The sequence below is a fragment of the Microbacterium sp. GW821-FHT01D02 genome, assembly GCF_059422585.1.
On the sequence record NZ_JBWKXB010000004.1, the window covers coordinates 23822 to 36279 of the forward strand.

Annotated in this window: 10 protein-coding genes; 5 read left to right on the forward strand and 5 right to left on the reverse strand. The window is 70.3% G+C overall.

Features of this window, described 5'->3' with window-relative positions:
- Position 1: 1 nt before the first annotated feature.
- The 3 genes from AC07VM_RS17185 to AC07VM_RS17195 all read right to left on the reverse strand — a co-directional run bounded on the left by AC07VM_RS17185 (position 2) and on the right by AC07VM_RS17195 (position 4197).
- A complete protein-coding gene (locus AC07VM_RS17185) occupies positions 2-604 on the reverse strand; it encodes a histidine phosphatase family protein (RefSeq protein WP_494912434.1) in 603 nt (200 codons plus the stop codon).
- A 69-nt stretch (positions 605-673) separates the two neighbouring features.
- On the reverse strand, positions 674-1702 hold the full coding sequence (locus tag AC07VM_RS17190) for an aldo/keto reductase (protein WP_267418223.1): 1029 nt from the start codon (positions 1700-1702) through the stop codon (positions 674-676).
- A 218-nt stretch (positions 1703-1920) separates the two neighbouring features.
- Complete coding sequence (locus tag AC07VM_RS17195) at positions 1921-4197, reverse strand: polyribonucleotide nucleotidyltransferase (protein ID WP_494912436.1); 2277 nt, start codon at positions 4195-4197, stop codon at positions 1921-1923.
- Positions 4198-4568: 371 nt separating this feature from the next.
- Here AC07VM_RS17195 and AC07VM_RS17200 point away from each other — a divergent pair, with 371 nt between their 5' ends.
- Complete coding sequence (locus AC07VM_RS17200; RefSeq protein WP_494912437.1) at positions 4569-5879, forward strand: UDP-glucose dehydrogenase family protein; 1311 nt, start codon at positions 4569-4571, stop codon at positions 5877-5879.
- Positions 5880-5970: 91 nt separating this feature from the next.
- Here AC07VM_RS17200 and AC07VM_RS17205 read toward each other — a convergent pair whose 3' ends face one another.
- Complete coding sequence (locus AC07VM_RS17205) at positions 5971-7872, reverse strand: GDSL-type esterase/lipase family protein (protein WP_494912438.1); 1902 nt, start codon at positions 7870-7872, stop codon at positions 5971-5973.
- 178 nt (positions 7873-8050) lie between these two features.
- Between AC07VM_RS17205 and AC07VM_RS17210 the strand changes: the two genes are divergently transcribed.
- Together AC07VM_RS17210 and AC07VM_RS17215 are read left to right on the forward strand one after the other, a co-directional pair.
- Positions 8051-8635 carry a DedA family protein gene (locus AC07VM_RS17210; protein WP_494912439.1) on the forward strand — a complete coding sequence of 195 codons (585 nt, stop codon included), beginning with the start codon at positions 8051-8053 and terminating at the stop codon, positions 8633-8635.
- Between the two features lie 31 nt (positions 8636-8666).
- Positions 8667-8843 carry a DUF5302 domain-containing protein gene (locus AC07VM_RS17215; RefSeq protein WP_267418218.1) on the forward strand — a complete coding sequence of 59 codons (177 nt, stop codon included), beginning with the start codon at positions 8667-8669 and terminating at the stop codon, positions 8841-8843.
- Positions 8844-8894: 51 nt separating this feature from the next.
- Here AC07VM_RS17215 and AC07VM_RS17220 read toward each other — a convergent pair whose 3' ends face one another.
- On the reverse strand, positions 8895-10334 hold the full coding sequence (locus AC07VM_RS17220; RefSeq protein WP_494912441.1) for a cation:dicarboxylate symporter family transporter: 1440 nt from the start codon (positions 10332-10334) through the stop codon (positions 8895-8897).
- A 146-nt stretch (positions 10335-10480) separates the two neighbouring features.
- Here AC07VM_RS17220 and AC07VM_RS17225 point away from each other — a divergent pair, with 146 nt between their 5' ends.
- Positions 10481-11764: a sensor histidine kinase gene (locus AC07VM_RS17225; RefSeq protein ID WP_494912446.1), complete on the forward strand. Its 1284-nt coding sequence runs from the start codon at positions 10481-10483 to the stop codon at positions 11762-11764.
- Positions 11761-12456: a response regulator gene (locus tag AC07VM_RS17230; protein WP_494912447.1), complete on the forward strand. Its 696-nt coding sequence runs from the start codon at positions 11761-11763 to the stop codon at positions 12454-12456. The genes AC07VM_RS17225 and AC07VM_RS17230 overlap by 4 nt, the downstream gene beginning before the upstream one ends.
- The last annotated feature ends 2 nt before the right edge of the window (positions 12457-12458 follow it).

The following is a 12458-nucleotide window of genomic DNA, read 5'->3' on the forward strand; positions in this document are numbered from 1 at the left end:
GTCAGACCAGGAGCGCGTCGGGGATGCCGGTCCGCAGCTCGACCGGGAGGTGGCCGGTGTCGTTGTGCGTGAGCAGCGTCCACGGTCGCCCCTGCTTCTGGGCGATCACGGTCAGTCCGCAGTGGGACTGGTTCAGCGTCATCCACCGCCACTCGGGTGCCGAGAGGACCTCGCGGACGAACCAGGAGATCACGAAGTTGTGGGTGATGAGCACCTCGTGCACGTCGCCGGTCTTGCGGACGAGGAACTCGTTCACCGCGTCCGACATCTGCGCTCGACCGGCCTCGATCTCGGCCTCGGTCACCGAGCCGAAGAACGGCTCGAACACCGCGGGCGTCTCCTCGGTCATGCCCGTGGGCACGCAGTCGAAGAGAAGCGCGGTCGGCGCGGGGTCGACCGAAGGAAGCCTCGCCGCGATCGCTCGGGCCGTCTCATTCGCACGTAGCAGCGGCGAATGCCAGACCGCGTCGAGGGGAAGGCCCGAGAGTCGATCGGCGATCAGTTCCGCCTGACGCTGCCCTCGCGGAGAGAGGGGTCCGTCGGCGAGACCATGCTCCGCATCCTGATGTTCACCGTGTCTGACCAGATATATGTAGTGCGTCACAACTCGCTCGCTTCATCGCCAGCATCCGCCGGGCCTCTCTCCCACCCTATGTCACGGGTGGGACGAAGCTCAGTTGCCGGCCCGGGTGAGGTCAGCGACCTGGCTCCGGGACAGCGAGACGCCCGCGCCCTGCATGAGCTCGTCGACGTGATCCGCGGCGAAGGCGTTCACGATCGGCGCGGCGATCGTGCGCTGCGCGAGGAGCCACGCGATCGACACGGCGGCCACGGGGACCGTGAGCTCTTCGGCGACCTGGTCGAGCGCCCGCAGGATCTTGATCCCGCGGCGGTTCAGATGCCCGCGCAGCTGCTCGCCGCGCACGCCGCGCGAGGTGAGGGCCTTGTTGCGGTGCCGCCCGGACAGGAACCCGTGCTCGAGAGCGTGCGACGGCGTCACCGCGAGGTTCTGCGCGCCCGCCACGAGGCGCAGGTCGCCCTCGAACGGCTGACGACGGATGAGGTTGTACGGCGCGTCGATGACCTGGATGCGGGGGTAGCCCGCGGACGCGAGGATGCGCGCTTCGACCAGACGCTCCGGGGCGAGACCGAATGCGCCGAGTGCACCGATCTTGCCGGCGTCGGTCAGCCACTCGACGGTCGCGAGGGTGTCTTCGAGGTTCGTCGTCCCGTCGAGCGTGGCATCGAGGTACAGCACGTCGATGCGCTCGACGCCGAGCCGGGTGAGCGAGCCCTCGACCGCGCGCACGAGGTTGACGGAGCCGAGGCCCGGGTTGTCGGCGTGGGCGCCGATGCGCACGCTGAGGACCGCGCGATCCCGCTGCCCGCGGGAACGCAGCCACTGCCCGATGATGTGCTCGCTGCGACCCCCGGAGAAGCCGTCGGCCGTGTGGATCGCGTTGCCGCCGAACTCGACGTAGCGATCGAGGATCCCGTGGCTGGTCTCGAGGTCGACGTTCCAGCCGAACTCCGCGGCCCCGAGCATCAGCGGGAAGGTCTCGAACCCGGTCTCGCCGAGAGGGACGCGGATGGTCTCCCCTATTCCCGGTCCGATGATGGGGATCGGGGCGGACGGGTGCTCGGCGGCCGTCTCCTGGGCGCGATCCGCGGACGCTCCTGCGCCTACGCTGAACAACCGCATACTCTCTCACCCCCGCGTCGATCGGTGCGTTCCGACCTTCGTACCTGCTGATTCTGCACCCCCCGGTGCGTACTTCGAGGGTAAGCGACTTCGCGGAACGTCCTGACCAATCCGGGGAACGGCGCGGAAACGTCCGATAACGATTCGGTCACGCCGGAGACGACGAAGCCCGGGCACGTCCTGTGCGGACGGCCCGGGCTCCGGTTCGAGCTCTGCGCTTACTCGGCGGCGGCGTCCTCTGCAGGAGCTGCCTCCGCGGCGGGCGCGTCGTCGAGGACGGGCTCGAGCGAGAGCTTGCCACGGTCGTCGATCTTCGTGATCTTCACGAGGATCTTCTGGCCGACGGAGAGGACGTCATCGACGTTCTCGACCCGCTTGCCACCGGCGAGCTTGCGCACCTCGGTGACGTGCAGGAGGCCGTCCTTGCCCGGGAGCAGCGAGACGAACGCACCGAAGGTGGCGATCTTCACGACGGTGCCGAGGAACTGCTCCCCGACCTCCGGGTTGGTCGGGTTGGCGATCGCGTTCACCTGGGCACGGGCAGCCTCGGCCGAGGGGCCGTCGGTCGCGCCGATGTAGACGGTGCCGTCCTCCTCGATGGAGATCTGCGCGCCGGTCTCGTCCTGGATCGCGTTGATCGTCTTGCCCTTCGGGCCGATCAGCTCGCCGATCTTGTCGACCGGGATCTGGACGCTGATGACGCGCGGCGCGGTGGGCGCCATCTCGTCGGGAGCGTCGATCGCGGCGTTCAGCACGTTGAGGATCGTCAGACGAGCCTCGCGTGCCTGGGTCAGCGCGCCCGCGAGCACCGACGACGGGATGCCGTCGAGCTTCGTGTCGAGCTGGATGGCCGTGACGAAATCGCTGGTACCGGCGACCTTGAAGTCCATGTCGCCGAGAGCGTCCTCCGCACCCAGGATGTCGGTCAGAGCCGCGTAGCGGGTCTCACCGTCGACCTCGTCGGAGACGAGACCCATCGCGATGCCGGCGACGGGGGCGCGCAGCGGCACACCCGCGTTCAGCAGCGACAGGGTCGACGCGCAGACGGAGCCCATCGACGTCGAGCCGTTGGAGCTCAGCGCCTCGGACACCTGACGGATGGCGTAGGGGAACTCCTCGCGGCTCGGCAGCACCGGTACGAGCGCGCGCTCGGCCAGGAAGCCGTGCCCGATCTCGCGACGCTTCGGCGAACCCACGCGGCCGGTCTCACCGGTCGAGTAGGGCGGGAAGTTGTAGTGGTGCATGTAGCGCTTGCTCGTCGTGGGCGACAGCGAGTCGATCTGCTGCTCCATCTTGAGCATGTTCAGCGTGGTGACACCCATGATCTGGGTCTCGCCGCGCTGGAAGATCGCGGAGCCGTGCACGCGCGGGATGACCTGCACCTCGGCGTCGAGCGGACGGATGTCCGCCAGGCCACGGCCGTCGATGCGAGCGCCCTCGGTGAGGATGCGACCGCGGACGATCTTCTTCGTGACGGACTTGTACGCGGCGGAGAACTCCAGCGGAGCCGCGGCCGGCAGCGAGCCCGCCTCGGTGGCCTCGATGAGCTCGGCCTTGACGCGGTCCTTGATCGCGTCGTCAGCGGTCTGACGCTCGACCTTGTCGGCGATCTGGTAGACATCGCTGAGCTCGGCGAACGCGCGCTCGGAGACGAAGCTGTAGACCTCGTCGCTGTACGCGGGGAAGACCGGGTAGACGCCCGGCTCCTTCGACGCGGTCGCGGCGAGCTCGGCCTGAGCCTTGACGAGCTGGGCGATGAACGGCTTCGAGGCCTCGAGACCCTGGGCCACGATCTCCTCGTTCGGCTTGGTGGCGCCGGCCTTGATCAGGTTCCAGCTGCCCTCGGTGGCCTCAGCCTCGACCATCATGATGGCGACGTCTTCCGTGCCATCGGCCTTGGTGACGACGCGACCGGCGACGATCAGGTCGAACACGGCCTCCGAGACCTGCTCGGCGGTCGGGAACGCGACCCACTGGTCCGCGTGCTCGCCGTGACCGGGGATGAACGCGAGGCGCACACCGGCGACGGGGCCCGAGAACGGCAGACCCGAGATCTGGGTCGACGCCGAAGCGGCGTTGATCGCGAGAGCGTCGTAGAACTCGCCCGGTGCGATCGAGAGGACCGTGATGACGATCTGGACCTCGTTGCGCAGGCCGTCGACGAACGACGGACGCAGCGGACGGTCGATCAGACGGCAGACGAGGATCGCCTCGGTGGAGGGACGACCCTCACGACGGAAGAACGAGCCGGGGATCTTGCCGGCGGCGTAGGAGCGCTCCTCGACGTCGACCGTCAGCGGGAAGAAGTCGAAGCCCTCGCGCGGGTGCTTGCCTGCGCTGGTGGCCGAGAGGAGCATGGTCTCGCCGTCGAGGTAGGCGGCGACTGCGCCCTGAGCCTGCTGCGCGAGGCGGCCGGTCTCGAAGCGGATGGTGCGGGTGCCGAAGCGGCCGTTGTCGAGAACGGCCTCGGTGGCGGTGATTTCAGGACCTTCCAAGAGGTCTCTCCTTCTTTGTTTAGACTCGCGAGTCCATGTGACGCGCGAGCGTGTTCAAAGGAGCGGAGCGGAAGGGTTCGGGCGCGCGGGCATTCCCGCGAATGTCGCCTGCGCTGGCCACCAGTAGAAAGCCACCCGACATCCGCCGAGGAACCCACCACAGGGGACCAGCTTCTCCGCCGCTCGCTCCGTGAGTCGATATGAAATTGTGCGGTTGACACACGTCAACCTCGTCCACCCTACCAGCGCAGGCCGCGAAAACCGCGTCCGGGCACGGGACCGCACGAGCGTCGCGGAGCGGACATGCACTCGCCATCGGCCGTTCACCTCGCAGACGTCGCGAGGAGAGGGACCCGGGCTGTGCTGAGTCCATGCGCATGTCAGTGATCGGCTGCGGGTACCTCGGTGCCGTGCACGCCGCCGCCATGGCCTCGATCGGACACGACGTCATCGGCATCGACGTCGACGAGCACCGGGTCGCCACGCTGGCAACCGGTGCGGCACCGTTCTTCGAGCCACGACTCTCCGAGCTCCTCACCGAAGGGCTCCGCTCCGGTCGGCTGCGGTTCAGCGGACGGATGGCGGATGCCGAGGGTGCGGAGGTGCACTTCCTCGCCGTCGGGACACCGCAGATCCCCGGAGGTCACGCCGCGGACCTGCAGTACGTCGACGCCGCGCTCGAGGCGCTGCTCCCCCACCTCCGCCCGGGGGACGTGGTCGCCGGGAAGTCGACCGTGCCGGTCGGCACCGCGGCACGGCTGTCGGCGCTGATCGCGGACAGCGGCGCGACCCTGGTGTGGAACCCCGAGTTCCTCCGCGAGGGCTGGGCCGTGCACGACACCCTGACCCCGGACCGTCTGGTGGTCGGTGCGGAGCCGGATGCGGAGGGGCGGCGCGCCGTCGACGTGCTCCGTGAGGCGTACGCACCCGCGATCGCCTCGGGCACACCGTTCCTGGTGACCGACCTCGCCACCGCAGAACTGGTCAAGGGCGCGGCGAACGCGTTCCTCGCCACCAAGATCTCCTTCATCAATGCCATGGCCGAGATCGCCGAGGCCTCCGGTGCCGACGTGGCGCTGCTCGCCGACGCACTCGGCCACGACTCCCGGATCGGCCGACGCTACCTCGGCGCAGGGATCGGCTTCGGCGGCGGCTGCCTCCCGAAGGACATCCGCGCGTTCGCGGCACGCGCGGAGGAGCTGGGACGCGGCGAGGCCGTCGGCTTCCTCCGCGAGGTCGACGCCATCAACCTCCGCCGCCGCGACCGCGCGGTCCAACTCGTCGTCGACGCACTCGGCGGGCTCGTCTTCGGACGGCGGATCGCGGTCCTGGGCGCGGCGTTCAAGCCGTTCAGCGACGACATCCGAGACTCCCCCGCCCTCGACGTCGCAGTGCGACTGCGCGGACTCGGCGCCGACGTGGTCGTGACGGACCCGGCGGCCCTCGACAACGCCATGGCCGCGCACCCGCAGCTCGGGTACGCGCGGCACCGGGACGACGCGCTCCGGGAGGCGGACGCGGTCGTCATCGTCACCGAGTGGGACGAGTACCGCCGCGATCTCTCCCCCGTGCACGCGGGCGGCCTCGTCCGCGGACGGATCATGGTCGACGGCCGCAACTGCCTCGACGCCGCGGCCTGGCGCGCGGCCGGCTGGCAGTACCACGGCATGGGCCGACGCTGACTCCCGCTCGCTGCGTCGACGCCGGCCGCGGCTGAAGGAGACGCCCGGAGGCCCCTCAGACGACGGAGCCCCCTCAGACGATGGAGGCCCCTCAGCCGACGGAGACCCCGCGCCCGGCGGTCGCCCGGCCGAGGTACACGTAGTCGTCGTGCTTCGCCGACCGCCCGTCGCCCGCGGACCGACCGTGCAGACGACGCCAGACCCACGGCAGCGCGTGCCGCCGCCACCACACGCCGGCGCCGATCGCCTCGTGCTCGTGCAGTGCGGCGTCGAGGGCTCCGAGAGCGTCCGCGTCCGGCACCCCGAGCATCTCGCCCGCGCGATAGGCGAGGAAACGATGCCCTCTGCTGCTGAGGTGCACGAGGTCCTCCCCCCAGTTCGGCCGCTCGCCCAGCGTCGGATGCAGGTCGGTGTCGATGAGTATCGCCCCCGTGCGCGTCGCGATCCCCGCCAGCGCGGTCGCGAAGGCGGCGAACCGCCGCGTGTAGATCGCCGCGGCACGGCGCCCGGGGAGGAACGGGGTGACCAGGAGCACATCGGCGCCGATCCCCCTCAGGCGCCGCACCGTGTCTTCGACCTCCGCGGCGAGCGCGGACACGTCGACCCGGTGCTTCACGAGATCGTTGGCGCCGATCAGGATCGAGACCAGGTCCGGACGCAGCTCGAGGGCGCGCTCGAGCTGGGTGCCCGAGACGTCACGGACCCGCTTCGATCGGATCGCGAGGTTCGCGTAGTGCAGCCCTCCCTGCGCGGCGAGCAGGAGGGCGAGGCGATCCGCCCATCCGCGCAGGGCGCCGTCGGGTGCGGGGTCGCAGAGCCCTTCCGTGAGGGAGTCGCCCAGCGCGACGAAGCGACGCCAGCGACGGGCGGCGACCGGGGCGGGCGGCTCCGGCCGGACGACGCGGCGAGCGCGGGCACCGGCATCCGCACGATGCAGGGTCCGCGCCTCCTCGAAGTGGTCGAGCAGCTGATCGCACACGCTCGCCCAGCTGCGTCCCTGCACGGCCTCGCGGCCGGCCTCCCCGAAGGCGCGGCGCTTGCGGGCGTCTCCGGCGAGGTCGGCGACGCGCATCCGCAGGTCGTCCAGGTCACCGGGCCGGTAGAGCCACCCGTCGATGCCCATGCGCACGAGGTCGAGCGGGCCGCCCTTCCCGGTCGCGATCACCGGGACACCGCTGGCGTGCGCCTCCTGCAGCGTCTGCCCGAACGTCTCGCTCTCCCCGGGGTGCACGAACAGGTCGAAGGAGGCCATGGCTGCGGCGAGCGCGTCACCTCCGAGGTGTCCGAGGAACAGGGCGTCCGGCAACAGCGTCTCCAGCCGCGCTCTGCTGGGGCCGTCTCCGACGATCACGAGGCGGGTGCCCGGGATGCCCCGCAGGGCGGCGAGGTCCTCGACCTGCTTCTCGGGAGCGAGACGGCCGACATAGCCGATCACCACGTCGGTGTCCCACTGGGCGCGGAGGAGCGCATCCCGGCGCGTGGGCTGGAAGCGCTCCGCGTCGACGCCCCGTCCCCAACGACGCACCCGGTCCACGCCGAGTGCCGCAAGCTGCTGCGCCGACTCGGCGGAGGGGGCGAGGGTGAGCGTCGCCCGTCGGTGCAGGCGCGCGATGTGCGTCTCGGCCATGCCCGTGGTGGCGGCGATCCGGTAGCGCTCGGTGTAGGCCGCGACATCGGTCTGGTAGGCGGCGACGCTGGCCACATCGAGGCGCTGGGCGGCGAGAACCCCTCGCCAGCCGAGGGCGAACGGCGAGGCGAGGTGCACGACATCGGGGCGGAAGCCGCGCAGGGAGGCCGCGACCCGATGCGCGGTCGACGTGCCCACCCGGACGTTCCGATAGCCGGGCAGCGGCAGGCTCGGGATCGCCTGGATCGGTGCCCCGTCGACCTCGGTGGGGATGCCGACGGCTGCCGGGGCGACGACGTGGGCGTCGTGTCCCCGCTGCTCGAGGTGCCGCAGGATCTGCAGCACGGAGCCGGTGACGCCGTTCATGTGCGGAAGGAAGGATTCCGTGACGATCGCTACTCTCACAGCCCCAGGATGACGCCGCGGAGCGGGCCCGCTCGCCGCAAACGGCCTCCGGCACCAGATGTTCACCGGATGCTGGACGGCGGGTCACCGGCTATCCGGCCTTTGGTTCCCGTTCACCGACCGCAGGCACAGTGGACGCGTGCCGACCGATCTTCTGACCGCATCCCTCGCCGGCCCGTGGAGTCTCGCGCTGATGTGTCTGCTCGTGGTCGGGGATGCGTTCTTCGTCGTCCTGCCCGGAGAGATCGCCGTGACCGCGTTGGGCGCGCTGGCCGCGACGACGGGGACGCCCCCGCTCTGGGCCGTGGTCGTGTGCGCGGCCGCCGCCGCGACGGTCGGCGATGCGTGCTGCTACCTGATCGGACGGCTGGTCGGCACGGAGCGCTGGCGCTGGATGCGCGCGCCCCGGGTGCAGCAGGCCCTCGGCTGGGCGCGGCGTCGCCTGGACGGGGGCATGGCCACGGTGCTTTTCACCGCCCGTTTCGTGCCCTTCGCCCGGCTCGCGATCAACCTCGTCGCCGGAGCCTCGCGGATCCATCCTCCGCGCTATCTCGCCCTCGTCGCGCTGGCCGCCACCGGGTGGGCGCTCTACCAGGCGGCGGTGGGTGCGGCCGTCGCGGCGATCCTCCCCGGCGGACCGCTCGTCGCCGTGCCGGTGTCGATCGTGATCGCCATCGGTCTCGGGGTGCTGATCGACCTCGCCGTACGACGCACCAGAGGGTGACCCTCCGCACTCGGTGCTCTAGGCTCGGGGCATGAGCACCGAAGAAGGCGCCACCTCCGCTGAGGAGATGAAGCGCAAGTTCAAGGAAGCGCTCGAGAAGAAGAACGCGCACCACCGGGAGGGCGAGGCACACCTCGACGGCGACTCCGCCGTGCACAGTGCGAACGCCCCGCAGACCCGACGCGAGTTCCGACGCAAGAGCGGTTGACCGCGCGGATGCGGGAGCCGGCGTCACCGGACTCCCGCATCCCTCTCTCTGTCAGCCGCGCTCGGCGCGAGCCCTGGCCCGCGCCTCCTTCGCTGCCATCTCCGCGACGGCGGCCTCCCGCAGCTCCTGCACGTCGGCAGCCTGCGGGGCATCAGCGCTCCCGTGCGCATCGACGCCGTCCAGCAGCGACTCGTCGAACGGCAGCTCCCCGCCGAGGACACGACGCACCCGGTCCCTGTCGATCTGCTTCGTCCAGGTGCCGATCAGCAGGGTCGCGACCGCGTTCCCGGTGAAGTTGGTCAGGGCGCGCCCCTCCGACATGAACCGGTCGATCCCGACGATGACCCCGACGCCGTCGACCAGGTCGGGGCGGTAGGCCTGCAGACCTCCGGCGAGCGTGGCGAGTCCGGCGCCGGTGACGCCTGCTGCTCCCTTGCTCGCGATGATCATGAACACCAGCAGACCGATCTGCTCGCCGATCGACATGGGCTGCCCCATCCCGGTCGCGATGAACAGCGACGCCATCGTCAGGTAGATCGCCGTCCCGTCGAGGTTGAACGAGTAGCCGGTCGGCACGGTGATGCCCACGACGGGCTTGGAGACGCCGACGTACTCCATCTTCGCGATCAGGCGCGGGAGGGCCGACTCCGAGGAGGAGGTGCCGACGATCAGCAGGTACTCCCGGGCGAGGTACTTGATGAGCGCGAAGATGTTCACCCGTGTCACGGCCCACAGCAGCGTGCCCAGGATCACGACGATGAACAGGATGCACGTGATGTAGAACGCGACCATCAGGGTGCCCAGACTCCAGATCGCGGCGACGCCCGTCTTGCCCACGACCGCGGCGATCGCGCCGAAGGCTCCGAGGGGCGCGAGCCACAGGATCATGCCGAGGATGCGGAAGACCAGCTTCTGGAGCTGCTTGACCGCCTCCATGATCGGGGCGCCGCGCTCGCCGAGACCCTGCAGAGCGAACCCGACGAGGAGCGCGATGAACAGCACCTGCAGCACGCTCTCCCCCGTGAACGCCGAGAAGAACGTCGCCGGGATGATGCCCAGGATGAACTCCTGCGTCGTCTTGGCCTCCGCCTCGACGGCATCATAGGTCGACGAGGCCATGTCGAGTCCGGCCCCGGGGTGGATGATGTTGCCGACGACGAGTCCGATCGCGAGGGCGAACGTCGACATCACCATGAAGTACAGCAGCGCCAGTCCGCCGATCTTGCCGACGGTCGCCGCCTTGGCGATCGAGCCGACCCCGACCACGATCGTGCAGAAGATGATCGGCGCGATCATCATCTTGATCAGCGCCACGAAGCCCTTGCCGAGTGGTTCGAACGCCTGCCCGACCTCCGGCCAGACCAGGCCGACGACCGCGCCGAGCACGACCGCGAGAAGCACGGACACGTAGAGCCAGGTGTGTCGGTCCCATGACTGCTTCCCGCGCCGCCAGTGGAACTTCGGCAGTGAGAATCCTGTTGTGAGCGCCATCGCGTCCTCCTCGATCATCGACGTCGTCGTCTGGGTGGGCGGCTGCCTCGCCGCCGATCGGTATCCACGGTCACCGACTTCGCTCCGGGATCCGATTTGTGGTCGTATTGGTCTCGGCACGGATCATCGACGATCGGAGGAGAGCGATGGCGCAGACCTCCCCGGCGCGCAGCACCGCCTCACGCGTGTTCCTCGTCCTGCTTGGCGCGGCCGTGCTGATCGGCGCCCTCGTGGCGGTCTTCCTCGTCACCGATGCGCAGCGGGCGATCCGATCGGAGGCCGAGCGGGTGACCGCCTCCACCGCAGCCGCGTTCGCCGCCTCGCCCGTGGTCGTCGACGGGCTGCGCTCCTCGGACGACGCCGCGGCGACGAGCATCCTCGAGCCCTATTCGCTGGCCGTTATCGACGACGCGGGACTCGACTTCATCACGATCATGGACGTCGACGGCATCCGCCTCACCCACCCCGACACGGACCAGATCGGCGGGCACTACCTCGGCACCATCCCGACGACCCCGCGCACGCTCACCGAGGAGTTCACCGGAACGCTCGGCCCGTCCGTGCGCACGATCGTGCCGGTCTCCGATTCCGACGGCGAGCTGCTCGGCTGGGTGGCCGCGGGCGTGACGACCGAGTCCATCGCCGACACCCTGCTCCGTCGGCTGCCGCTGTCGCTCGGGATCACCGTCGGCCTGGTCGCGCTCGGTGCCGGCGGCGCGCTGATCGCCCGTCGCGTGACACGGCGGATCACCGGCGATCTGCCACCCGGTCAGCTGCGGGACGCCGTGTCGTCCTACGAGTCGATCCGCACGCTGGGCGAAGCACTGCGGGCGCAGACCCACGAGCACGGGAACCGGATGCACGCCGCCGTGGCGCTGCTCGAACTGGGACGCAGCGCCGAGGCGATCGAGATCCTCACGGAGACCTCGCGGCAGAGCCAGTCGCTCGTGGACCAGGTCACCGCGCGCCGACACGGCGACCCCGCGGTGGGCGCCCTGCTGCTCGGCAAGGCCTCGCAGGCCAAGGAGCGCGGCATCGACTGGCGGGTGCACATCGAGCCCGACACTCCCCGCACGCCCCTGTCCCCCGTCGACGCGGTGTCGGTGCTCGGCAACCTCGTGGACAATGCGATGGACGCTGCCGCCGAGTCCGACGACCGCTGGGTGTCGGTGTCGCTGCGACCGGACCCGGGCGGCGGGATCATGCTCGAGGTCTCGGACAGCGGCCCCGGCATCCCCGAGGCACTCCGTTCGCGGGTCTTCGACCAGGGCTACTCGACGAAGCCGGCCGATGCACAGGGGCGCGGCGTCGGATTGGCGCTCGTACGGTCGGTGGTCACCGGCGCGGGCGGATCGGTCACGCTGAGCGGCGAGCCGACGACGTTCCGCGTCGTGCTCCCCGCCGCGAGGGCACGGAGGTCACGGTCATGATCCGCACGCTGATCGTGGACGACGACGCCCTGACGCTCGAACTGCACCGCGACTACGTGGCACGCCTGGACGGGTTCGTCGTCGCCGGGGAATGCAGCAGCGCACGTGCCGCTCTCACCGCGGTGCTCGAACGACCAGGGGCCGACGCGTTCGACCTGGTCCTGCTCGACATCACGATGCCCGACGGCTCCGGGATCGACGTGCTGCGTGCACTGCGCACCGGCGCCGCAGCCACCGACGTGATCGCGATCACGGGCGTGCGCGATGCCGACACGGTGCGGCAGATGGCGGCGCTCGGCGTCTTCCAGTACCTCGTCAAGCCGTTCCCGTTCGCGGTGTTCCGAGAGCGGATGGAGCAGTACCGCGCGCACCGGGACCAGGCGCGCACGACGGAGGGCGAGGCGACACAGGCCGAGATCGACGCGCTCCTCGGCCGTTCCACCGGCACGATCACCGTCCCCAAGGGGCTCTCGGCGGCCACACTCGACCGGGTCCGTGCGGCGTTGCGCACGGACGGGCCGCTCTCGGCGAGCGAGGCGGCGGAGAGGTTGGGCATGTCCCGCGTCTCGGTGCGTCGATACTTGGAGCACCTCGTCGCCGCAGGCGTGGTCACGCGGGGTGCACGCTACGGCGGACGAGGACGCCCCGAGACCGAGTACGACTGGAAGCGGCCGTCCGCACCGTCGATCTGAGA